Genomic DNA, 24,442 nt, shown 5'->3' with positions numbered 1-24,442 from the left:
ACGCCTCAATTTTAGAAGAAATGATGCCTTTTCATCAAAATGACTAACCAAACCATTAAAACAACCATCAAAATAATGATTAAAACCCAGTCAAATGAATTTTTTAAAATTGGTAGACTAACATTCATACCATAAAAACCGGTTAAAATAGTTGGAATAGTTAATACCAATGACCACACAGTTAAGAATTGCATGGTGTCATTCAAATTATTGTTCATCATATTATTACTGGTAGCTGATAAAGTCTTAGTTACCTGCTGGGAAATCTGCACCATTTCTGCAGACTGGCTTGATTCAATCAAGACGTCATCCAAGCGTTCACTGGCTTCTTTAGTGAAGTCTAATTTGCTGTGATTCAGGCCATGCAACATGATTAAATCCGTCTGAATTGAACTTGATAAATAAACTAAACTTTTTTCAATATTCGAAAGTTCCACCAAATCTTTATTGTTAATGTCATCAGACAACTTCTGATCTAGGCTGTTACGTTCAACGTCAAGTTGCGTTACGGCACGCTGGAAGTATTGTGATGAATATAGGAAAAAGAGCATCAACAACTCAGTAACATCTTTAGCTTCAGACAAACGCTCCCGCATATGTTCATCGTTGAATTCATCAAACACATAGCTGGTTGATTCTGTATGGAAAGTAAAGATATTTTCACCCACTACTAAAAAAGTGATTGGGTGTGAGGTAAAGTGCTTAATCGTGTTGGTCGGCCAAATTGGCACATCGTAAACAAGCAAGTGGCTCTTAGTATGGACGTCATAGTCATAGTGAGGACGTTCGTGACGGTCAGAAATATAAGAGATAATGTCAGGCGTAAAATTAAAATCCTGCTGCAATCTCTCACTGTCTTCTTCACTTAAATTATTGATGTCATACCACTTATACTTTGTTCTTACCGGAAAATTTTGTTGTCTAATCAACCAGCTCACCTCAACTTTTATTTTATTACCTAGTAAATGGTACCATTTTTCTCAATTCTTTTTCCACAAAAAAACAGACCTTACGGTCTGCTCTTTGAAATCTAATTGCTATTTAATTTTATTGCTTCCAAGCAGCATCAAATTTTTGCTTACCAGTATTAATTTGGCTGTTAGTATTTTGACCCTTTTGGGCTGCAGCAAAGATATTTTGCAAAATGCTGTTCAATTGGTTGTATGCAGCATTTGAATTCTTAGCAACAGGAACACTGTACAAGTTCTTCATAGCATCTTCAAGTTTAGCAGGAAGCTTGATGCTCTTGTTATTCTTGTATTCACTAGATTCGATTGCACTATTGTTTACAGGAATGTAACCAGTAGCATTAGCCCACTTAATTTGGCTTGACTTAGATACTAAGAACTTAATGTACTTAAATGCAGCAGCTTTTTGTTCAGCGCTAGCGTGGTTAAACATGTAAATATCAGTACCTTGTTGCATGGTGTATTTGCCAGGACGTGGAGCAACATCATAAGTAAACTTGTTACCTACACCTTGCTTAACAAAGCCTTCACCTGCAGAAGTACCAACAAACATTGCAACCTTTTCGTTAGCAAATGGACCTGAAAGGTAGTGTTCTGAACCAGCTACTCTGAAGTAACCCTTCTTAATACCATCTGCATAGAAGTTGAGAACTTTCTTTGAAGTTGAACCACTGAAGTTAATCTTATCAGTAAAGTTCACGCCTTCGTCCTTCATACCAAGAGTGTAGTAGTTGGATAGTGAATCAAAACCAGCACCTACAACTTTGTGGTTACTCTTCTTGTAGATAGTTTCTGAAACATCCTTAAGTTCTTCCATAGTAGTTGGAACTTTCTTGATGCCATATTTCTTAAACATGGTCTTGTTGTAAGTCAAAGTTTCAATTGACTTGTTAAATGGGATACCGTATTGAGTTCCCTTAATTTTTGCACCATCAAGAAGTTCAGTTCTAATGTCAGATGCCTTTGCACTGCCCCAACCAACATTCTTGTTGTTGATATATGGGGTCATGTTTACAAGCATCTTGTTTTGAGCTGCGTTCCAAAGCCAACCTGGATAAGCTTGAGTAATAGTAGGTAAGTTATTTGGTGATTGCAAAGTTGAGTTGATCTTAGCTTGCAAATCATTGTATGCACCTTGGTTTTCAAGCTTAACAGTAATTTTAGGGTTCTTCTTTTCAAATTCATTAGTTAATTGCTTTAAAGTAGAACCTTGTACTCCCGGCATAGCGTTCCAGAAGACAACTGTAGTCTTCTTAGTAATCTTTGATGGAATCTTCTCTGAACTTGATGAAGAAGAATTGCCACTCTTTGAACAAGCAGCAGTGCCAACTAGGGCCAAAGTAGCAACGGCAGCCATAGTAAGTTTCTTACTAAACTTCATTTGGATAAATCCTCCCAAAAAATAAAACTAAACAACAATATATTTTTGATTCACTAAAGCATGATTGTTTGACCACGTTTAGGTAAAATCCGTTCTCCATATGGGTTCTCTTCCAGCTCCGGATGCAATGTGTGCACCGGTACTAAAACAGCTGGTTGAACCCCAGCAATGATTTCCTTGAGTTCTTTTTCATCGGCATGGCCTGAACAGCGCAACGCCTTATACTCAATATCATTGTTAGCTAAAGCCTCTACAAATGGTTTGTAGGCAGGATCAAAATCCCCTAATGGCTCAGCATTTGAGTGGATATACAAACCACCCTTTTGCAGCTTATCATAATCGGTGACAACTTGCCACATGTATTTATGATTATCTGCTAAAAGCTCATCATAGCTAACTTCTAGCTCTGGCTTAAGGTCAGCATAGTGCTCCTCATTAGGCATGTAATAGTAAGGATAGTCTTCATCCAAACTTTCCTTAATCAAATGGGCACGCTGAGCATGTAAAACGACCTTTCTTGGTGAATCGGCAATGATTCGCAATAATCGTTCAACATTAGTAGGATAAGTATTAAAAGTGATTTGGCGTTCAGGGTTAGCCTTTTGCAGGCGCACGATTTCTTCAGTTAGTTCTACTTCATTCTTAGGGCCAGTAAACTCTTCACTGTTTTCATCATGCTTTTCTTCTGGCCAAGAAACGCCAGTGCCTTCAATGATTAGCATATCGCTATTTTTAGCTGCCTGCATAAAGTCCCGCACCCAATCTGGATGATAACCATGCAAGCGAATGTCGCCAGTATAGGCGATTTGCTTATCCGGTGTCTTAACTAATAGACCAGTAGCACCGTAAGCGTCATGATCACTAGGATATATTTCCAGGATAATATCGCCCACCTTAATTGGTTTCTTGTATTCTGCCGCGATGATTGGACGAGTATAAGTCCGATCATGACCTGCAGCAGGAAGCAAGAAGTCGCCCTTTTCATTCAAGGCTGGCAATAAATGAGCTGTAATTGGACCTGCATAAAGTGGAATTTCTGGGGCCAAAAAGTTCATTGCCTTACTGTGATCCAAATGTAGATGCGAAATATAGGCCGCCGCATGCTCCCAGCGGTCAGTATCAATTGGCTTACCCGTTAATTTAGGATCGTAAAAATTAGGCACATCCCCGATTAATTTATTTTTAATCAGAGTTTGATAACTTTCATCTGGCAATTTTAACTCTGGCCGATAAACTTCCCCCAAGTCAAACAATACATGCGACTTGTTATAGGCCACTTCAATCATCGGTCCACCAATTGTGGTTAAACCATTATAAAAAGTTACTGTCGTTTTATCCTTTAAGGTCATTGCGCACTACTCCTCGAATAATTTGCTTTCTAAAGATGAAGTACAAAATCAAGATTGGCAAAACAGTCAATGTGGCAGCAGCAAGTTGAAGTTGAGTTTCACTACCTGCATCAGATGCAAATGAAGTTAAACCATTGTTCAACAATCTCATGCTGTCTTCGTTAGTTACCAATAATGGCCAGAGGAATGAATTCCAACCAGAAATGAAACTTAATAAAGCAACGGTGAACAAGCCACCTTTAGACATTGGCACCAAAATTTTCCAAATATATTCCCAATCACTCGCTCCGTCAATCATCGCAGCTTTATAAATTGTCTGTGAGATTGAACCGAAGTAGCTTTGCAAGTAGTACATGTAGAAAATTGAAGTTAAAAATGGCAATACCAAACCAATATAAGTGTTCAACAAGCCCATTCTGGCAATGGTATTGTAGTTAGTAAAGATAATTGCTTCACCAGGCACCATCAATAATGATAAAAGTACCATTTGAACAACACCTTTACCCTTGAACTTCAAGTTAACCATGGCAAAAGCACCAAGCAAGGCGTTAAACAAACTCACAATTGTCGTTACACTAGCTGTGATAAAAGTGTTTAGGAAGTAACGAGCAAATGGAGCTTGGGCGAATACTTTGGCATAATTTGACCATTCAAAATGCTTAGGAATGATTGTTGGTGGAATAGTGGTTGTTTCTCTAAAACTCATTAATCCACCCAAAATCATGTAGATAAATGGAAAGACAGTAATGATTGCGAAAATCGCTAAAATAATATAAGCAATCAAAGTGCCCCAACGAATCTTCTTCATCCTTTACTGTCCTCCAATCTTCTTCATCATCTTGCGTTGCAAGAATGTGACAAACATAATGATGATAAATAAGACAACCGTTGCGGCCATCGCTACACCTGGAGTACCAACAATTTGGAACTTGTTATAGATGTAGAACACTGCAGTTGTAGCTGAGTTACCAACACCTGCTTGTCCATTGAATAAAGCATAAACAGATGTATAAATCTTAAATGCAGCAATGATATTCATTGTTAATAAGAAGGCGATCGTTGGCACAAGCTGCGGCATTGTAATACGCCAGAACTTTTCAGTACCAGTTGCGCCATACATATCCGCAATTGTGTAGTAATTAGGGTCAATGTTTCTCAAAGCCCCCATCAAGATAACGATGTTAAAAGCTAAAGAAGTCCAAACACCAAAGATGATAATTGTCGTCAATGACATCGCTGGATCATCAATCCAGTTTGGTGTTGGCAAGTGAACTGCCTTGAGCAAGAAGTTAAGCAAACCATAGTCACCGTTAAAAATATAACGGAATACGATACCAATAGCGATAGTTGACGTAACATATGGCATAAAGAAAGTCGTTTCAAAGAATGACTTATGCTTTATCCTGCTGAAAATAAACCAGGCCAACATGATTGAAATAGCCAAAGCAACTGGCACAGAAATTAGGGCATACAAAATAGTATTCTTGATTGCCCGCCAAAATTCTGGATCACTAAAGATATATTGATAATTGCTGAAGCCGCTCCAATTCAGATTAATTAACGAGCCGCTTTGAAAACTCATTACAAAGGCCCGCAAAATTGGATAAATACTAAAGAAAGTAACAAAGATAATTGTTGGCGCTAAAAAGAGCCACGCCTTTTTCTGATTGCTCTTCATTAGTAGACACGCTCTCCTTCCTTAGTAAACAGGAATACTCGATCAAGACGCATCTTCAAATTGATATTATCACCAGGCTTAATTGGTGTCTCAAGGTTGACTAATGAACGAGCTTGTACCCCATCATGGGTAAATTTCAAAATTCGTTCACGACCGATTAATTCGACATCATCAACTTTAGCTGAAACTGCACCATCTTCTTCAACTGGCAAAATATTTTCTGGACGAACGGATAAAACGTACTCGCCGTCAGTTAAGTCACGTTTAAAACGATCCTTGTCTAAATCGCCCACGTTAATTTCAAAATCTGAGCCAGTAATCTTGCCGCCATTAACCTTTACATTAAAGTTATCAATCACAGGATTACCAACAAAATTAGCAACAAAGTAGTTATTTGGTTCAAGATAGAAGTTTTGTCCTAAGTCATCTTGTTGGATCACACCATTATTAAAGAGAATAATCTTATCACCGATTGACAAGGCTTCTTCTTGATCGTGAGTAACAAACAAGGTGGTAATACCCACACTTTTAACTAAAGCACGAATTTCTTCACGAATCTTCAACCGTAAACGTGCATCCAAGTTACTCAATGGTTCATCCATCAGCAGAATCTTAGGTTGTTGCACTAAAGCACGGGCAATAGCTACACGCTGCTGTTGACCACCAGATAAATTGCCCGGCTTTTGATCAGCAAGTTCGGTAATCTGGGTCGTTGCCATATACTTTTCAGCAATCTTCCTCGCCTCATCCTTAGGCATCTTTTGCTTGCCCACAGTCAGAGGAAACATTACATTCTGAAGTACAGTCATATGTGGATATAAGGCATAGTTCTGGAAAACATAGCCGATCTGACGATCCTTAGGTGCTACGTTAACAACTGACTTGCCATCAAAAAGGATGTCACCGCTAGTTGGATTAAGCAAACCAGCTAGCATATTTAAGATGGTTGTTTTACCACAACCAGATGGGCCAAGCAAACATACAAGGTCACCTTTTTTTACGGAAAAGCTAACATCCTTGATTGCTTCATGACCGTTATCATAAACCTTTTTGAGGTTCTTTACTTCCACGAATTTCTCATCATTCATAAGTTTCACGCACCACTATATATTGATTTAAATTTTTAAATTTCTCTATTAATTCTAAGCTAAATATACGAAAATAACAAATAATTTTCATTTGAAATTCGGGGTTTCAACGACTTTGTGAAATGCTTCTCAGCAAGTATTCGGCTTTTGTTCGCATTTGCTTTTATTTTTCACTTATTTCTTTTTAAAAATTCGGGTTTACTAAATATTGTGGTAGGTACCAAAAAAAGCCATGAATTAGTCATGGCTTTTTGTATCATAAGTTATCTCCACGTTCAAATTGATATTTTGAACTATTCAAGGCTTGACGAACCAACTTGCTCATCAAGTTCTTAGTCTTTTTGGTAATCACACCAGCAGTTTCATCATTAGCGCTAGTTAAATATTTAATAAGCTCTCTGCCTTCCATATTTTTAGCTTTTTCATCAATAAGATCAATTCGGCCAATACCGTAGCTTTGACAATCATCACGATAGGCGTTTACCTCATAAATATATTGGTGATAGCGTGGTTCAACAAGCACTTGTAAAGTTTTATACAACCAGTAAGCACTACTATCTGGATCAACGATATGATCTGCCACCTTATAGTTAAGTGGTGTATCCTCAATATTGGTGTAGAAAGGAACATATGGTGAATATGCATAAAAGCCCATATTAATCCATTGAATTGCAGCCATCTTGGCAGGAACATCATTTCTAATTTGCAAGATGCTTGATTCTTGGTTTCTGTCTAAAGCAATAGAACGGAACATCTTTTGTTCTTTTTCTGAACCAGATGAAAAAGTGTCCATTGGATCGTATGGTGTACCGTTATAGTGACTAGTTAAAAATCTTTGCACATCTTCAACACCAATCTTCTTTTCGGGAACGCGCGTAAATGGCATTTCTTGACTAGTTGGGTCTTGTTCAATGCTTGGATTAAACAACTTCTGTCCATACCAAGTTCTTGGAGTATTGTAAAAAGCATCAGCTTCATCCTTAGTACCAAAAATATCTCTGAAAGAAAAGCTACCGTCAGTACTATTGTTTAAATGATTCTTTTCTACGAATTCTCGAATACCAGCTGAATACATAAAGTTATCTGGATCATCAAAGTCAACATTTTGAATCACCATGATGTTAGGACAAATTGCGTAAGAATCATCAGGAACACGAGCCGCAACCCATTGGTGACCCGCGCCAGTTTCCAGATACCAAACTTCCTTGTTGTCTGAAAAGGCAATACCGTTGCTTTCACCGGTACCATATTTTTCGATTAATTGCCCTAAGCGCTTAACACCTTCACGAGCAGTCTTCACGAATGGCAAAGTAATATAAACCATTGAGTCTTCGTTGATTCCATTTGCTACTAAAGGATCATGTCCTAAGCAGCGAGCATTAGTAGCTTCAGTTTCAGTGGCTGACATGGCAACGTTATATTCGTTAATGCCTTGCTCGTCCCAGCGACCTTCTGAATCATCAGCAGTAGGGACAGCAGTCCATTTGCAGCCATCGCCCTCAAGGTGCATCTTAAAGCCGTTATATTTTGATACATAATCTTCATCATAATGACGGGCTGGGTTTACCACAAAAACTTTTTCGTTAATGCCACCATAACCGTCTTCGTCACGCGCAATCATGGTTGATCCATCGATTGAAGCGTCCTTACCAACTAGCATTGCAGTACAGTTATCTTTTTTCATTATTGTTTATACTTCCTTTTTTATTTCAGTAATAATTTTTCATATTATTAATTCTACTACTCATTAACCTGCATTTGCCGATCAACTTTTGCTCGACCGTTATTATAGTTAAAAACATAACCGGGCTGCACGTTATAGAGATAGACATTGAAGTTTAAACTGCCATCAGTTGAAACGGCCTGCAAATTCACGCCGCGGGCCATTAACTCATTACCACGAAAAACAGCAGTTGCTTGATAAATTACACGCTTATTCTGCCGCAGTGCTCTCCTAACCTTAGCCTCAAAAATAGTCTGAATCTTTTGGTTAGAATAAGCGGATTGCGTAAATAAATTCTTAGGATTATTTTGGTCCCCTGATTGATTGCGTGGATCATAATTGCCGCTTTGATCAATTCCAGCTGAGACTGAATAGGCAATCAAGTGGCCCCGATTATAGATTTGGGTACCGTTACGGTGATTATAGTGCCAGCCAGTCGGTTCAACATATTGCCTTACTCGCAAGCTATCATTAGCCACATTGCGCTTTTCCAAAAAGGCTGTATTAGAGCGCGATGTTCGATTCAATGAATCAAGGTTAGAGTAAATCACCCGATTTATCTTCCATGCGCCTTTGACCAAAGTCGACTTATCATGGTTGACTTCGGTATAAGCGCGACTGCCACTCTTAAAATTCAAATTAGCTAATTTTTGATAATCAGTTGGCGATAGACCTCCATAATTGGTCTTGGCTTTTGATGCATCGCTAATTGTATTAGTTACATGTTCATCATTATTGCCAGTAAAGTCACGCAAAAACTGGCTGCCATTTGGATCGCTGCCAGCTTTAGTAAAAACTCCCCATAAAATCGCGATTAAGACAATTAATGATGAAACAACCGTTCCTTGTTTTTTTCGTCTTCTTCGTGTCATCTTTTTCCTCTAACTACGAGCCCAATCATCAAGCATGCTTAAGAAAAAGGTCTCCGAGAAACGTTTAATCTTAGCACCATTTTTGATCAAATCACGTGCTGCATTCAAATCCTGATTATCTTTTCTAAAGAAATCTTGATCACCCATGATTAAGTAATTAGTCGTTGCTAACACTGAATTGTCAACTTGGCCGCCCATATTGTTGATCATCTTGCCCGCTTCAGCTTCGTTCATATGAATATTGCCAGACAAAACGATATTCTTATTTTGAACCGGATTGTGCCAACCTAAGTCAACATAATCCAATTCGCCAGTAGTTAGGTCGATATTCTTAATCTTGCTTTGTGCCTTTTCCAATAAATCATCAGTAAAGTGCTGGGCAAAGTCATCATAAACCTTGATCGTATCAAGAGAATCCTGCAAACCGTGGTGAGCCTCAACTTGAGCAATTCCAGCCCGCTGCATGCAGTCAAGCAGACGGTTATGGCGCTCGCGTGGATAATATGTCCGCGCCAAACGCAATACGTCAACGTAATCATTATCAAGCACTGGTAAGCCATATTTTTGACTTAAATCATACAAAAAGTTCAAGTCAAAATTGACGTTATACCCAATGATAACGTCATCACCAATAAACTCACGAAATTCACGAATAGCCTGCTCAGCCGGAATCCCTTCCTTCACAATTTGCTCTTCAGTAATTCCATTTAGCTTAGTAATAAAAGCAGGAACAGAATTATTCTTGGAAAACTTCACCAAATTAGTATATTGATCAACAATTTGACCGTTACGTACCTTAACCCCACCTAATTCAGTAATTCGATCGCGGTAAGGATATAAGCCCGTTGTTTCAATATCAAGCATTGTATAATTGGTCAAAAAGTCAGGCTTTTCCTGTCCTTTTTTACGCAACTTGTCTTGCGCACCGGTTACATGTAAAATTCCATTTTTTATGTAAATACTCATTCTTCACCTATTTAATCAAATTCATCAGCATCTCGTGCGAATTGCTATCAAAACCCATTGCTCGTTTCTTAAGATCAGCTGGCAAATCTGCATCAGCTAAATCAGCGGCAATATAATGCCAATTAGGAAATTGCTGCACTAGCTTTACCATTGGATCAAGTAATTGAGGACTGGTCTCATCTACGCCTAATTCCAAAATTACGACATTCTTGTCCTCGGCTCCCGTTAGAAACCAACGAAAACGCGTATTAGCATCGGTATCAGGGAAGAAGTTAGCATTCAGCGGCATATGCAATTCCATTGGACTATTGCAGTCCTCGCACTTTGGTACTAAATCTGCCGTTACGTTGCCGTTCTTAATTGCCGTCATAAAGCGCTCTACTACTTCACGGTTATCCTTTTGACCATGATTAATCCCGCTAGAACACTGCATTTTAGTCCAATCACCAAAGGCATTGAAAATTCGATTTTCATTAAAGCCTGCATTTTCAAAAAAGTGCCCGAATGTACTGGTCGCAATAAAATATTTTTTATCACGAATTAGCTTTTTTAGAGCAAGCATCGTCTCACTAGGCTCATATTGTAAGGAATATTCGTTGATTAGCTCACTCCAAAAAGCCCATTGCTCGCTCCAAGTATCAAACCTCTTATCTAATGCATCCCCAATTGTATGCACATCATACTTATCTGCAATTTTGCCAAATTGATCATCAAAGCCTTCTTCACTTAGGATATCTAGTCCCTCTTCTTTGGCCATGCCATTACCAGCCGTTACGATCACCGTGTTAGCATTTTTCAGCCATTTTTTTGCTGTCACTAAATCTGCCATTTTATCTCTTTCCCTTTGAATAACCTGTCAAGCGTAATTGTCCATTAATGTATTCTCCTAAGAAAACATCACTGATACTATTATAACCTGCCTCTTCAACTTGTTGCTCTAACCAAGCTTCGCTTTTGTGAATCAACTCTAAGACATCAATATTAGCCTGACCATCACTAATTATTGGGAAACGAATGTTAGCTTCATCATTTTCAATAATAGTTAATTGCCCGTTTTGCTCAAAGATACAATTCTTAATCTTTTCAACAGAGTAGATACCTCGACTGCGCAATTTAAACATTAATTCATTAGCGGAGATTCCTGCTTTCATGCAGTTTCCCACTAACACCTTGCCATTTTTAATTACCTGAACGGGTTTACCATCGATAATCCCTCTAATCCAATTATTGTGATCACGGCTGAATTTCAAAATAAAAACAACCAACGTCCAAACAATTAGAACTAGGAAAAACTGAAGAATTGTAATACTAGGATTGTAAATCAAGCCACCAATAATTCCACCTAAAACATAATTCTGCAACTGATCTAATGCAGTCGTAGGAGCCAGATTAGACTTACCAAAGACATTGATTTGAATGATTAAAGTTAAGATACCGAGAGCAAACTTAATGAATAATTGTGTGTAATCTAGCTGCATTATTTTATTACCTCTACTTTATGATCAATTACATGGGCTTGCGTTAATGTGTAAGTATTGCGATCATCATTAAGGTTTAACTGATAATCAATATTTTTAGAATCAATCCTTACGATCATGCCATTAGTTAAAACCGTTGAACTAACTAAAACATCAGAAGTCGAAACATTTTCATCTTTAGCAATCGATTTGATGAATGGCACGATTTGAATCGCCTGTGATTTTTGCGTATTAAGTTGCACATATTTTTCATATTGCGTACCGGCAAACAAAAGCAAAAATAATAAGGCAATAATACCCAAATCGCGATACTTGGTTGCAAAACGGTTATGTAAATATAGCAAAGCAAAAATTATCATTGCTAACGCCGCCACCAACATCAAAGCATATAATACTGCCTGATTAGTATTCTGGTTATTTTGAATATATTTCATTGTATAAAAGGTCATGCTCTACCTCACCCTTCATATTTTTCTTTCATTCTAACACAGAAAAAAAGTAGCACTTTCGTACTACTTTTACTAGAAATTATTCACTTTTCACTATTATTAATTATTTTTGAATTTCTTTTAATCCAGCTTTGCGACGGCCCATGTTAAACCATGGTGAAACAGTGAAGGCTAACACATCATTAATTACATAGATCAATGAATTAATTGCCATGGCTAAGTTTGCATCACCTTGAGCATAAGTTACGCCCCAAAGAATCAACTGGAAGACGCCACTAGCAGTCCACCAAAAGTATTGATTGTTGTAACGCATAAAGCACATGATCCCAGCAGTTAATGAAATAGCAAAACTAATAGCATCAATCCAAGGACGAGGATCATTGGTAAATTTACCAATCAAAAAGCCGGATACAACATAAACAAGTAAAGTTCCAACAATAGCAATAAGCCATTCCTTTGAACCAAATTTTCTCAAATGATTCTTAGTATCGTCATTCCATGATCTAACGGCAATGATAACTGGTAAATCTAAAGTTGCAATATAAGCAATCTGTTCAAAAATGGAAAGATAATTCTTAGCTGACCAACCTGCATAGATAAAACAAGCAGCTGAAATCAACCCCAACCAACCATTAATTGCCTTAGTAGCGTTAATTGCCAATACACAAAGTGTACCCAAAAGCGTACCAATAAAAGTAATCAAAGTTACGCTTGTAATTTTGCCTTGAATCAGCAAAGCTAATTGAAATCCAAACGCAAAAAACCATAAACAGTAATTTTGAACTGGCCAGCCTTTCAATTGATTAAATAGCCAAACAAAATAATTTTCGTGTTTTCTTTCCATCCTATTCAACATTCCCCTTTTTTATTTTAGGTCGCAAAATACAAGATCTTGTGCCTTATCCGTGCTATACAAAAAAGCACATCGATATCTATCCTAATAGAAAGATAAATTTTATACAAGATTGAATTCAACCAAATATTGTGTTATTAGCATAAACTATATCTATATGTTGTAGTCAAAATTAAAAAGTAGCTTAAAACTATGTTTTTTAGTAAAATGACACTATGTCACAAAAATGATAGAGGTGTATATATATGCTAAAAAACAAACTAATTTATGTTCCTCAAAAAATATTCCAACAAATTCTTCCTACTAAGGCAACTAACACTCCAAACTACCAATTGCCTATCAACTATTACGATCCTGAAGGCAACATGGTTGGCACTTATTCTGGAATTAACCTGGCGGCAAATGAAACTATCACTCACCACCAGCTCAAGAGATTTATCAACACTCATCTTCCTGAAAATTACGAAGTTTTTCCTTACTTTGCTTATCCTAAGGAGAATATCACCTGTGAAAATCTGCCTGATGAAATAATGATCGCAGTCAGATTATCTAATTAAAAAAGGCGACTCAGATGAGCAATGTCATTAAGTTAAGACATTGTTTTAGTTAGACTAAGCTTTTTAGAGCATTTATCGAATTAAAAATATTCGATAAATGCTTTTTTTGCAGCACAAATAGGCTATCTTAAGATAGCGCGTTTAAATTAGTTTAAGCAGCCAACCGATATGGAAAACTGACCACTAGCTTCGCTTTTAAATTCCTTTTATCTTTTCTTCCTGGTCTAATCGGGGTTAAATAAAACACCAAATTTGTTAGCAGATCAATAAAATTATTCTTTGAATTATCATTCGAGCAAAAGTGTTGTCGCCAGACACAACAAGCCATTTTAAAGTCAATTTGATACTTATATTTTCTTTTTGTTTTTGGCACTGAACAAGCCGCTATTGACAAGCTTACGGCATTATACATGGCAAAATGAGCGTAAAGCTCCATATAAATAAATTGATCTTTCTTAGAATGGAATTGTACACCACCCAAGTCATATTTAAGGTCTCTAAAAGAAGTTTCTATGCCCCAACGAAGATGATAAATTTCTTTCATACGTTCTAGAGGAAATTGCTTACAATCTAGGTTAGTAACAAGGACTTCCCACTCATTATCTGCGCCTGGCGGATTTATCCTGAGCTTACATACCCTAAATTTGACGCTACATAAATCTTCAAAATCCCAACGCGCATCCTATGTATTCTTTGATCTGACAGTTTTGTAATGACGTTTTTTATGCAAAACTAAGTGTAAAAACTTTTCAGTATCTTTGTGAGTTATGTAATAACGATGTAGTGAAGTGACTTGACAAGATAAGTCAATATCACATTCATGGTCAGGCATCGCAGCTATTTCTTTAATTGCCCCACCATTGCCTTTGCTTGCTTTAGTTCGGATTACATAATGACAATGCTTAAGGCGATTACAATTTTCAATCAGATTAAAGCTGCTATAGCCGCGATCCATTAAGACTAAGAAATCCTGCTCTTGTTTGTCTAAGTACTTTAACATCGTTAAAGCGGCTTCGCGTTCATTCATCTGCTGTCGTGGCTGATAAATTAGATTTAAGTACAATTTATTCAAAACATCATAGAGAGCATTCACGTGAACTTGACAATATATCCGTCCATCTTTGTCCTTAAAGATATTTTCTGATTCAGGATTAAATGGTTGGTTAAAGTCCGAGCCATCTATCGCTACCACTAAGTATTGACTATCCAGCAATTTCAATTCAGATCTGGCATGGCTAAGTTTATCCATAATTGCTTTGAAGCACTCAGGTTTTAATTTAGCCTTCTGTTGCTCAAAAGCTGAAGCAGTCATTCTATAATTAACATTGGGAAATGCATTAAGCAATTCATTATTTAAGCTGCCGACTCCCATATTAAGAATCACTTTAATCAAATCGATCACATTAAGCTTGCGACAGCGAGTAAAAGCTTGATCTGAAAAGGTAAATTTATGGATATTAGCAGCGAATTGATTGATAATCTGATCCATCAGCTTTAAAATATTTGAGTGAAGGGATTTCATGAGAAACACAACCTTTCTATGAAAGACCTGATAAGAGACAAAAAGGTGAGCAGATGTCTATATCTGCTCACCTTTATTTTTATTGTAAAGAGAAAAAGAACCGAATCCAAATGATTCGGTTCCCAAAGCTTCGAACTCATCAATGTCTTAACTTAATGACATTAGTTAATGCCTTTGCTTTTTTTAGGCAAAAATATTCATTATAATTTTTTAAATCAAAAGCATTTGATTCATACAGAAAAAGACCATATCTTAATTAAATATCAAGACATAGTCTTTATAAATACACGATTTATAGATTATTAGTAGTTGAATTCATACAACATTTGTTTGTAAAAACAAGTGAAGAAATTTAGTTTTCAGCTGCATACCTACCAGCAAGCATTCCAAAAGTTTGAGCGTGACTTGCTGTTAAACCAGGGACACGATCCGGATATGATCCCCAGAAGAACCCTCCAGAGCAATTTCCTGCGGCATATAAGCCAGGTATAATTTGGCCTTGCTTATTTAAAACTTGCATCTTTGTATTTACCCTTAAACCATCAAGAGTTGCAAGTAACCGTCCACTTAGCCAAGCTCCATAATATGGCCCATTATTAACTGGATATAAACGATATTGTTCCTTACCAAAATCACTGTCATTTCCATCTTGGCAAATTTGATTATATCTTGTAATACTCTTCTTCAAGTTGTCAACAGGTAAATGCAATTGCTTAGCCAAATCATCTATGGTATTAGCTTTTTTAACTAATCCATCTTTAATTCGATCCTGTACTTCTTTACGAGCTTCACTAGCTTTATAAATACCTGGGAATCCTAGTCTAGAGCAACCTAAAGTATGGAATTTCTTTAATACCTTCTCTTGCATAGTATCTTCTGACCAGATGGTTACTTCAACACTTCCCGGTTGTAAAGAAGATCCATTCATATCAAATTGATATGGTTGACTTTCGTTCATAAACCTTTCGCCATTCAGGTTTACTTTCAGGAAAGGATATGAACCTAACCATAAATAACCTGGGTCATTAGGTGGAGTTGTATCAATTCTGTAAAAATCATTAACGTTTGTACCAACTGGAATAGCTGCTCTATCGAAAACAATAGAAGCCGGTTGATCATCCTTTTCAGCACCTACTTCAATAGCGGCCATCAAACCAGATCCATCGTCTCTTTGGCTATCACTGTAAGCATTTGTTCTTAATCCTTGAGGATTCCATTTTTGCATTAAAGCACTATTAGAGCCATAACCTCCTGTGCAAAGAATTACACCTTTTTTTGCATATAATTTATGAATTGAATTATCTTTCTGATCTTGAACTTCAAGACCTACTATTCTTCCGTCTTGCTTAATTAAATGTTCTAATTTTGTTTGCCATGCAAAATCGACACCTAGATCTTTAAGCTTTTCCAGCAACCAGTTACCGTAATTCCATTCCCAAAAATCGCCTTTACTATTAGTTACTTCGTTTCCTGTTGGAAACGCCGTGTTAATTAAGCTTTCATAGTGAGCATCAGTAGTAGCTTTCATATAAGCTCCTTTAGGCTGCAAAATATTTTCATCAATCCAGTCTACAGGTTCTGCACTATGATCCATCCATGTTTTAAGTAATCTCTGATCTACATGGCCTTGCGCAAAAGCAGTCAAATAATTAAGTAATTTCATTTTATCAATTTTAAGACCTGCGTTTTTCTGTGCTTTACTTCCTATCGAAGCAATAGTATCACGATAAAGAAAGCCCGCGCTTTTTGCTTTATCAATTACTAAAACTTTAGCTTTTCTTTGTAAGGCTCCAACGGCGGCAAGACCGCCAGCGTTAGAAGCACCAACAATAATCACATCATATTTATTTTGCATTTTTATTCACCTTGTAAACAAATATATTTTTACTACCAATCCAGATTAGAACAATGACTAATACCATAAATGCAATAACAAAGTAAAATACGGTATTAAAGTTCTTAGTGGCCTCATAAATTCTACTCAAGGCAGGCACAGCAAAAGCACCCACAACATAAGATACAGAACCTGCATAGGACATCCCTAAATCAAATGACTCGCCTGAAAACATCTCACGAGCAAATACTTGTAATCCTGGGCCAAGCAGAACTGTATAAATATCAGCAAGTCCAGCCGCTATAAGAGCGAATGTTACTTGATGCATATTGTTAGATATGATCAATAAAATCATTGAAGTAATACCTACAATAGCCCAGAATGGTAAAGCTTTTTTACCACCCCATTTTTCAGTAGTCACACCAAACAGTGGGGTAATTACAATATCTGAAGCTGTTTGAATAGTAGGCATCATACCTGAAATTGTAGGGCCAAAGCCAACTGCTAAAGCAAAAGTTGGGAATAATTGTAAAACGTTTGAAGCAAATTGAATGCTAATAAAGAACAGCAAAGTAATGAAAAAAGCAACTGAGAAAATAATCGCTCTTTTTGGAATTTTTACTTGTTTATTATTGGAACTTTGTTGACTTTGTTGAAGATTTTTTGGATCATAACCATAAGGTTTTAAACCTATATCAGCAGGTCTTAATCTAATGAACAAAGCTGAAGGAATTCCTATTACTAAAGTCAGCATTGACAGAACGAAGAATGAACTTCTCCAGCCAATACTTTGAATTAACTTATTAATAATCGGCGTTAGTATAACCAAATAAATCGTTTGTACATACGAACCTGCAGAAAATGCAAAATTCTTTCTTTTAGCAAACCAATTATTAATGACAATTCCTTGAACAACCAAGCCGGTAAAGCCACTACTTACGCCAAGTAAGATAGCCATAGCATAAAAAACAATTAAATTAGTGGCTCTTGAAATAATAATAGATCCTATGCCACCAACAATAATAGATATTGTCAAAAACCATTTAACGTTTACTTTTTGGATCAAAGATCCAACTTGAGAAACCGCGATAGCCATTGAAATAATCATTACCGGGAAAAACATGGTAACTACTGATAAACTTGCCCCCATTGATTTAACCAACGGCGGTAAGAATAAACTAATTGTACCTGTATAGGTGTCAACCATCACACACATTAATAGTCCGGTTAACAAAATCATTAACCAAGGATAGACTTTTTGTTTCGTACTCATTTAAATTCTTCTTCCTAATTACTTGCTAGCGCTTACACTTTTAATATAAACTACTCATATGACAAAGAATCATCATAATCAGAATGATAAGTTGACAAAAAGGAATACTTCTAATGAATACTAATCAAATTAAATGTTTTATTACAGTTGCTGAAAATAATAGTTTTTCTAAAAGTGCTACTAAGCTCTTTCTATCTCAATCGACAATATCTAAAAATATAAGTCGTTTGGAGAAAGAATTAGGTTTTAAATTAATTGATCGTAGTCATAAGCATATTAAATTAACAAATAAAGGATCTTATTTTTACCAAATAATTAAACCAATAGCTCAGAAATTAGATGACACGATCAGCGATTTAAGAGAAAATAGTTTGTCTTTAACTTTAGGCTTTACGGATACTCCTACAGAGAGCAAATTTTTACCTAAAGCAATTGATCAGATTGGTCAATTAAACCATGTCTCTGTAAATGTGGAAGTTATAGATCCAAATACACCAACCGGATTAATAAACTTGCTACGTGAAAAATACTTGAACATTTTATGTTTCGAGGAAGATGCTTTTTATAACGCAAAAGACATTAAATTTCTTCCACTTAAAAAGATGGGTTTTTCAGTCATGCTCAAAAGAAAAGATTCTTTACATAACAAAAAGGTTTTAAATTTCAAAGATGTCAAAAATCGTCAAATTATTCTATGGTCAAGTAAAAAAGTTTTGCCCTCAATTAAAAAATTATCATTTAGGCTGGCTAATGAAAATAACATTAATTACACAAAAAAATATGATTTTATGACTATTGCCTCAAAAGTGAAATCTGATGCAAAAATAGGAATTATACCCGATATCTTGGCAGATAAGAACGATCCTGATTTTATTTATATTCCTCTGAATAGTGATGTTACTTATTATTTTGGTATTGCATACAATCGTGAACTGGATAATAGACCTTATTTTCAGCGAGTATTAAATATAATTAAGAACTCCGCCAATGCATTTTTAAACGATAAATAGTATTCTAAACCATTATTTCTAACTGAAAATTATTAATGAAGATAAAAAAAGAAGTGTCTGGGAAAAAACTACTTTCCAGATCATACAAAAAGAACGTTGAGTTTTGCCTCAACGTTCTTTTTGTATACTTTTAGCTCCAGCCTTGATATTATTAAATCACCACAAAATAAAAACAAAAAGGTGGAAACTAATATGTACAAGAATTATATCACAGGTCAAACTGCTTTAACACTTAATCTAGACTTTACCATTCCAGCTAATCATCTGGCTAACACCATTAGCTGGTTTGTAGACTCAATTCCAGAAGATGTCTTATTAGGCAAGACAGCTAAGACGGGACGGCCAGCCTATCATCCAGCCATGATGCTCAAAATACTGCTTTTTGCCTACTCCAGAAGAGTTTTTTCTGGCAGAAAGATTGAATTAATGCTGGAAGAAAATCTGCCGATGATGTTCTTGGCTAACTAGCAAAAGATTTCATACCATACTATCAATAATTTCAGATCAAGCAGCCATGCCAATGAACTGATTAAAAAGAGCTTTATCTACTTCACCAATCTATTAGAAGATGAAGGCTTAATCAATGAAGGTGCCGCCTTTATTGATGGCACTAAAATTGAAGCTGATGCCAACCGCTATACTTTTGTCTGGCGCAAAGCAGTTAAAAAGTATCATGAAAAGCTGAAAGGCCAGGCAGTTGAGCTTTACGATGAATTGATTGCTAAAGAAGTAGTCAAAGAAATGGAAAAAGAAAAAGTCCAAACTAGTCAAGGACTAGAGGAACTGGCTCAGGAAACTGAAGCAGAAATTAATAAGCTGACTGAAGAGATTGAGCAAGAAACAAAGGCTATTCCTGGCGGCTCGCCTCGGAAAGTCAAAAGACGTGGGCTAAAAAAGATTCTGCACAGACTGCAAAAAGACTATGTGCCCAGAATGCAAAAATATGAAGAAGCCGAAGAAATCTTCGCTGGACGCAACAGTTATTCCAAAACAGATCATGACGCTACCTTTATGCATATGAAGGAAGACCACATGAAAAATGGTCAATTAAAGCCTGGCTATAATGTCCAGGCAGTCACGACCGATCAATATGTAGTTGATTATGCCATCTTCCCTAATCCGACTGATTTCAAAACTTTAGAACCGGTTTTAGATCAAATGACCGTGTTGGATAAGTTTGACAAAATTGTCGCCGATGCAGGCTATGGCAGTGAATACAATTATTCCATGCTGGAGGAAAAATACCCAGACAAGAAATACTTTATTCCCTACACTACATATGAAAAAGAACAGACCAAAAAGTACAAGAACGATCCAACTAAACTAATCAACTGGTATTACAACGAAAAGGATGATTATTATATTGATCATCATGGTGTCAGGTTCAATTTCAAATATTACAGCAGACGCAAGGATCGTTCTACAGGTCAGGTCCGTGATTTTAAGGTTTATGAAGCAGACGAGTTCCAGCTAACGCCAGAATTGGAACAATTGGCTAAAACAGCCAGCGGTCGCCAGCGCCAAGTTCGCTATAATCCTAATTGGCAATATTTAAAAGAGAAAACAAAAGAAGTTCTCCAAAGTGAGGAAGGCAGACACATCTATGGCATGAGAAAATATGATGTGGAGCCAGTTTTCGGGCATTTGAAGAACGTATTTGGCATGCGCAGAACCCACTTGCGGGGTAAAGAAAAAGTAGAAACTGACATAGGAATAGCCTTCATGATGATGAATTTGAATAAATATTGGCAAAGAAGATGGATGGAAGACCATCTTCTAATGCTAAAAAAATTAAAGAGCATAAAAAAACGATCAAGATTCTTAAAAAAGAAAACTGAGTCGCTTTTTTCATTGCAATTGATATTAATGTTGCGAAGCACCAGTTGTAGTATCTGGTTCTTCGTGCTTTTCTTCTTTAACTTCTGCAGCTTTAGTTGATGCACCAGTTGCGGCGTCTGGATCAGAATTTCTACGGTAAGTTGCACCAGTAGTTGCATCATCATCTACTACCAATTTTTGACCAGTAGTCTCACAGAAGTACTTAACTAATGGATACAGGTCTTGGACCCATTCATAAATACCAGCATAGTTACCTTGGTCGTCTTCTACACGCTTATAATAGTGCAAAACCAACTTCTTCAAATTGCCTGTTGGTACTGGCATATAAACATCATCATGACCTGCTTCCTTAGTCCGCAAAGCATGAACAACTTTTTTAGCATCCGGAATAACGTCACGAACATCTGGGTGAACTGCTCCCATCGTATCACCAACTTGATCTGGCGTACGTTTAGCCAGCATCTTCTTGTTAGGATCAGTTGGGCGGTTATACCACAAGAATTGATTATTATCGTCAACAAACGTCATTTCACCGATAGTATTCCTTAACATCCAATTAAGTTGGTTAACAGTTAACAAACCTGCATCAAGCTTGACGTAATCATCACCTTCTGCAGCATGAACTTTCTTAGCGGCTTTATCTAACCAATCAGGATCATTTTTATCAATTCCCTCAACTGTATATTTAGACTTGCCCTTTGCATCAAAATCTTCTTTTAAGTATTCATCGGCATTCATATCTTTAAGCCATTTTGGTTCAGCCATAGTAAAACCTCCTCGTATGAACTCTGTTAACCTAATTATATGATGTAAGTGGTTTCAGTTCAACGATTTTAATATATTTTATAAAATATTTTCGCTAGCTAAATTATATATTATTTTATATAAAAAGAGCTGATCAACGATCAACTCTTTACATCTTTGTCTCAATTGTATGAGTGTCCAAATGAATGATCACGTCAAACATCGCTTTTTCTTCTGGTGAAATCTTATGAGCCACCTCAATAACAGCAATACGTGGATTCTTCAACAGCGTCTTATGAATGCCTAACGACAAGTTGGGGTCAAGTGCACTTGTCGCTTCATCAGCTAGCAAAATCGGCCGATCTGATAAAAGCGCACGGGCAATTTCTACTCTTTGGATTTGTCCACCCGACAAGCCACTACCGTTTTCACCTACAGCCTTGTCTAGACCCTGTTCCTTTACCAATTCATCTAGACCAGACTCATGAATAACTTCTTTCAAGTGCTCATCACTCACCTTACGTCCTAATGTAATGTTAAAACGCAACGTATCATCAAACATGAATGGCTTTTGATTAACATAGGAAAAATAATTGTGGGCAGCATCCCAATTTCCCGTTACATCCGTACCATTGATCAGGATCTTACCATCTTTCGGTTTTCTCAAGCCTAATAGTAAACGAAGCAAGGTAGTCTTGCCCCAACCACTTGGCGCCATCAATAGGACTTTTTCACCTGGCTTAACTTCCAAGTTCACATTCTCAAAGATGCGTTTGTGATCACTACCTGTAACATAAGATAGTTGTTCAACCTCCATACCATCAAAATGATCGATCTTCTGCTTATCATCTTTCAGCACGTGATGCAAAGCGCGCTGAGTCTTTTCCCACATTGGCACAGTCGACTTGACTTGGTTAAATTCGTTAAAAAGAGTCACGATTGGCGTGATAAAGTTCAAGGCCAAATCGACCATCATTACTAATGTACCCACCTTTAAATTTCCCTGCATCATCATAATACCGCCAATAGTACATGGTACGATGAAGCAAAACAATTCAGCAGCTGAATAAATTAATTCTAGTGCCCAAGCTTGAGTCAATGTCATATTACGCAGAGCGTTCTCCATTGCCTGGGCCGCACCAGCTGCTCGTGTAACGATGTTGGTGCGCACGTTATAAAGCTTGGTAGCCTGTGCCCCATTTAATGAATCGGACACATTTTGCGTATAGTTAGCATTAGTCGTTGCCCAAATCTTGGACTTACGTGTAATGATAGGACTAGTAATCATTTGAACTAATGCTGGCGCAAGCGTAGCAATCAAAAATACTAGGGTCATCTGCCATGAACTATAAAAAGAAAAAGTAATTGCCCCGAAAAACGACAAACCTTGGAAAATCATATCCAATTGTGCCGTTATCCGATTAGTTTCAATCTGTTTTAAATCGTTGGTCATCAGTGATAAACCGCTCTTGATATCAGGCTCACCTTGATCAACCAAATAACGCAAGTTAGCGCGCTTAAAGGTCATATTCACGTCACGAATAATGCCCATCTTTACCGTTTCATAGACAAAGTTACTGGCCATAAAACACATCTGACCTAAGGAAGACAAAGCAGCCAGGCGAATCAAATGCAGATAATCATGCGATCCTGACGAAGCAACATTCAACATAATTTGTACCATATAAGCTACAAAGACGATGTTGCAGGCCTTGATTGCGGCCAAAATGGTATAGCTAATAATTTGGCTTTTTTTAGCGTACTTCAGGCTCATTAATTTCTCCTTTTCTATCCCGTTAGAAACATTATACCCGCTAGCTTGTCTTTTTCTCAATTAGATACGATAATTAGAGTAATCATTTTAATTTTTAATGAAAAACAGAAAGGAACTTTTAATGAAGACTGGTACTAAAATTATTACTTTAGACAACGGTTATCACTTATGGACCAACACCCAAGGTGAAGGCGACATTCATCTTCTAGCTTTGCATGGTGGTCCTGGCGGCAATCACGAATATTGGGAAGACACTGCAGAACAATTGAAAAAGCAAGGCTTGAACGTGCAAGTTACTATGTACGATCAACTCGGTTCACTTTATTCAGATCAGCCTGACTACTCTGATCCTGAAATTGCCAAGAAATATTTAACCTACGAATATTTCTTAGATGAGGTTGACGAAGTCCGTGAAAAGTTAGGACTTGATAACATTTATTTAATCGGCCAAAGCTGGGGTGGCCTATTAGTTCAAGAATACGCCGTTAAATATGGTCAACACTTGAAAGGTGCAATTATCTCCTCAATGGTTGATGAAATCGATGAGTACGTTGCTTCAGTTAACAGAAGACGCCAAGAGGTTTTACCACAAACCGAAATCGACTTTATGCACGAATGCGAAAAGAACAATGACTATGATAATCAACGCTATCAAGATGACGTACAAATTTTAAATATTAATTTCGTTGACCGAAAGCAACCATCTAAGCTTTACCACTTAAAAGACATTGGTGGAACCGCCGTTTACAACGCTTTCCAAGGCGACAATGAATTCGTAATTACTGGTAAATTAAAAGACTGGCATTTCAGAGATCAATTACACAAGATCAAGGTGCCAACCCTATTAACCTTTGGTGAAAACGAAACTATGCCAATTTCAACTGCTAAGATTATGCAAAAGAAGATTCCTAACTCACGCTTAGTAACTACACCTGACGGTGGTCACCACCACATGGTTGACAACCCTGACGTATATTATAAGCACTTAGCTGACTTTATTCGTGAAGTAGAAAATGGTACATTTAAGGGCGAAAATTAATTAACAGATATTCAGGCTGGAATCGATTTCCGGCCTTTTATTTTT

Annotated in this window: 22 protein-coding genes and 1 pseudogene; 4 read left to right on the top strand and 19 right to left on the bottom strand. The window is 36.9% G+C overall.

The annotated features are described in order from the left end of the window. Nucleotides 1-11: 11 nt before the first annotated feature. The 13 genes from CP367_RS06035 to pnuC form a co-directional block, all read right to left on the bottom strand. Entirely contained in the window at nucleotides 12-929 is a 918-nt protein-coding gene (locus CP367_RS06035; protein ID WP_005726582.1) for a magnesium transporter CorA family protein, read from the bottom strand. A gap of 118 nt (nucleotides 930-1,047) precedes the next feature. Next, on the bottom strand, nucleotides 1,048-2,349 hold the full coding sequence (locus tag CP367_RS06030; RefSeq protein WP_005720700.1) for an extracellular solute-binding protein: 1,302 nt from the start codon (nucleotides 2,347-2,349) through the stop codon (nucleotides 1,048-1,050). Nucleotides 2,350-2,402: 53 nt separating this feature from the next. After that, nucleotides 2,403-3,698, bottom strand: coding sequence for an MBL fold metallo-hydrolase (locus tag CP367_RS06025; protein WP_089146062.1), 1,296 nt, complete (start codon nucleotides 3,696-3,698; stop codon nucleotides 2,403-2,405). Beyond that, nucleotides 3,682-4,506: a carbohydrate ABC transporter permease gene (locus CP367_RS06020; RefSeq protein WP_005720697.1), complete on the bottom strand. Its 825-nt coding sequence runs from the start codon at nucleotides 4,504-4,506 to the stop codon at nucleotides 3,682-3,684. The genes CP367_RS06025 and CP367_RS06020 overlap by 17 nt, the downstream gene beginning before the upstream one ends. Nucleotides 4,507-4,509: 3 nt before the next feature. After that, nucleotides 4,510-5,376 (bottom strand): carbohydrate ABC transporter permease, encoded by an 867-nt coding sequence (locus tag CP367_RS06015; protein ID WP_005720695.1) that lies wholly within the window; start codon nucleotides 5,374-5,376, stop codon nucleotides 4,510-4,512. Then, nucleotides 5,376-6,464, bottom strand: coding sequence for an ABC transporter ATP-binding protein (locus tag CP367_RS06010; protein WP_061205184.1), 1,089 nt, complete (start codon nucleotides 6,462-6,464; stop codon nucleotides 5,376-5,378). The genes CP367_RS06015 and CP367_RS06010 overlap by 1 nt, the downstream gene beginning before the upstream one ends. Before the next feature lie 256 nt (nucleotides 6,465-6,720). Continuing rightward, entirely contained in the window at nucleotides 6,721-8,148 is a 1,428-nt protein-coding gene (locus CP367_RS06005; protein ID WP_068813749.1) for a C69 family dipeptidase, read from the bottom strand. A gap of 56 nt (nucleotides 8,149-8,204) precedes the next feature. Continuing rightward, a complete protein-coding gene (locus tag CP367_RS06000; protein ID WP_005720689.1) occupies nucleotides 8,205-9,059 on the bottom strand; it encodes a DNA/RNA non-specific endonuclease in 855 nt (284 codons plus the stop codon). 9 nt (nucleotides 9,060-9,068) lie between these two features. Continuing rightward, nucleotides 9,069-10,025: an exonuclease domain-containing protein gene (locus CP367_RS05995; protein ID WP_013086811.1), complete on the bottom strand. Its 957-nt coding sequence runs from the start codon at nucleotides 10,023-10,025 to the stop codon at nucleotides 9,069-9,071. A 7-nt stretch (nucleotides 10,026-10,032) separates the two neighbouring features. Then, nucleotides 10,033-10,854, bottom strand: coding sequence for a hypothetical protein (locus CP367_RS05990; RefSeq protein WP_005726588.1), 822 nt, complete (start codon nucleotides 10,852-10,854; stop codon nucleotides 10,033-10,035). A 1-nt stretch (nucleotide 10,855) separates the two neighbouring features. Further along, complete coding sequence (locus CP367_RS05985; RefSeq protein ID WP_061205182.1) at nucleotides 10,856-11,503, bottom strand: DUF421 domain-containing protein; 648 nt, start codon at nucleotides 11,501-11,503, stop codon at nucleotides 10,856-10,858. Further along, entirely contained in the window at nucleotides 11,503-11,952 is a 450-nt protein-coding gene (locus CP367_RS05980) for a DUF3290 domain-containing protein (protein WP_023488319.1), read from the bottom strand. The genes CP367_RS05985 and CP367_RS05980 overlap by 1 nt, the downstream gene beginning before the upstream one ends. A gap of 103 nt (nucleotides 11,953-12,055) precedes the next feature. After that, nucleotides 12,056-12,796, bottom strand: a complete 741-nt coding sequence (pnuC, locus tag CP367_RS05975) for a nicotinamide riboside transporter PnuC (protein ID WP_013086814.1) — start codon at nucleotides 12,794-12,796, stop codon at nucleotides 12,056-12,058. A 254-nt stretch (nucleotides 12,797-13,050) separates the two neighbouring features. Between pnuC and CP367_RS05970 the strand changes: the two genes are divergently transcribed. Continuing rightward, nucleotides 13,051-13,362: a hypothetical protein gene (locus tag CP367_RS05970; protein ID WP_061205181.1), complete on the top strand. Its 312-nt coding sequence runs from the start codon at nucleotides 13,051-13,053 to the stop codon at nucleotides 13,360-13,362. A gap of 151 nt (nucleotides 13,363-13,513) precedes the next feature. Here the strand turns inward: CP367_RS05970 and CP367_RS10960 are convergent, their stop codons facing one another. The 4 genes from CP367_RS10960 to CP367_RS05955 form a co-directional block, all read right to left on the bottom strand. Further along, nucleotides 13,514-13,984: a transposase gene (locus tag CP367_RS10960; protein WP_255404446.1), complete on the bottom strand. Its 471-nt coding sequence runs from the start codon at nucleotides 13,982-13,984 to the stop codon at nucleotides 13,514-13,516. A gap of 60 nt (nucleotides 13,985-14,044) precedes the next feature. After that, nucleotides 14,045-14,884: a transposase gene (locus tag CP367_RS10955; protein ID WP_233186481.1), complete on the bottom strand. Its 840-nt coding sequence runs from the start codon at nucleotides 14,882-14,884 to the stop codon at nucleotides 14,045-14,047. 352 nt (nucleotides 14,885-15,236) lie between these two features. Then, nucleotides 15,237-16,739, bottom strand: coding sequence for an FAD-binding protein (locus tag CP367_RS05960; RefSeq protein ID WP_065989917.1), 1,503 nt, complete (start codon nucleotides 16,737-16,739; stop codon nucleotides 15,237-15,239). Beyond that, nucleotides 16,729-17,991, bottom strand: coding sequence for an MFS transporter (locus CP367_RS05955; protein WP_065989918.1), 1,263 nt, complete (start codon nucleotides 17,989-17,991; stop codon nucleotides 16,729-16,731). The genes CP367_RS05960 and CP367_RS05955 overlap by 11 nt, the downstream gene beginning before the upstream one ends. Nucleotides 17,992-18,104: 113 nt before the next feature. On the opposite strand from CP367_RS05955, the gene CP367_RS05950 reads away from it, so the two are divergent. Next, a complete protein-coding gene (locus CP367_RS05950; RefSeq protein ID WP_065989919.1) occupies nucleotides 18,105-19,001 on the top strand; it encodes a LysR family transcriptional regulator in 897 nt (298 codons plus the stop codon). Nucleotides 19,002-19,193: 192 nt separating this feature from the next. Beyond that, nucleotides 19,194-20,939 (top strand): annotated as a pseudogene (locus CP367_RS05945) (IS1182 family transposase). Here CP367_RS05945 and CP367_RS05940 read toward each other — a convergent pair. Together CP367_RS05940 and CP367_RS05935 are read right to left on the bottom strand one after the other, a co-directional pair. Then, on the bottom strand, nucleotides 20,865-21,605 hold the full coding sequence (locus CP367_RS05940) for a PAS domain-containing protein (RefSeq protein ID WP_089146063.1): 741 nt from the start codon (nucleotides 21,603-21,605) through the stop codon (nucleotides 20,865-20,867). The pseudogene CP367_RS05945 and the gene CP367_RS05940 sit on opposite strands and share 75 nt — an antisense overlap. A 148-nt stretch (nucleotides 21,606-21,753) precedes the next feature. Further along, complete coding sequence (locus tag CP367_RS05935; RefSeq protein WP_089146064.1) at nucleotides 21,754-23,358, bottom strand: ABC transporter ATP-binding protein; 1,605 nt, start codon at nucleotides 23,356-23,358, stop codon at nucleotides 21,754-21,756. 121 nt (nucleotides 23,359-23,479) lie between these two features. Here CP367_RS05935 and CP367_RS05930 point away from each other — a divergent pair, with 121 nt between their 5' ends. Next, the gene (locus CP367_RS05930) at nucleotides 23,480-24,397 is read left to right on the top strand and encodes a prolyl aminopeptidase (RefSeq protein ID WP_005722412.1); all 918 of its coding nucleotides are present in this window, start codon (nucleotides 23,480-23,482) and stop codon (nucleotides 24,395-24,397) included. Nucleotides 24,398-24,442: the final 45 nt, after the last annotated feature.

Source organism: Lactobacillus sp. UMNPBX16 (genome assembly GCF_002553775.1).
Lineage (GTDB): Bacteria > Bacillota > Bacilli > Lactobacillales > Lactobacillaceae > Lactobacillus > Lactobacillus crispatus.
The sequence above is the reverse complement of the archived record's forward strand: the minus strand, read 5'-3'. Positions and strand labels throughout refer to the sequence as shown.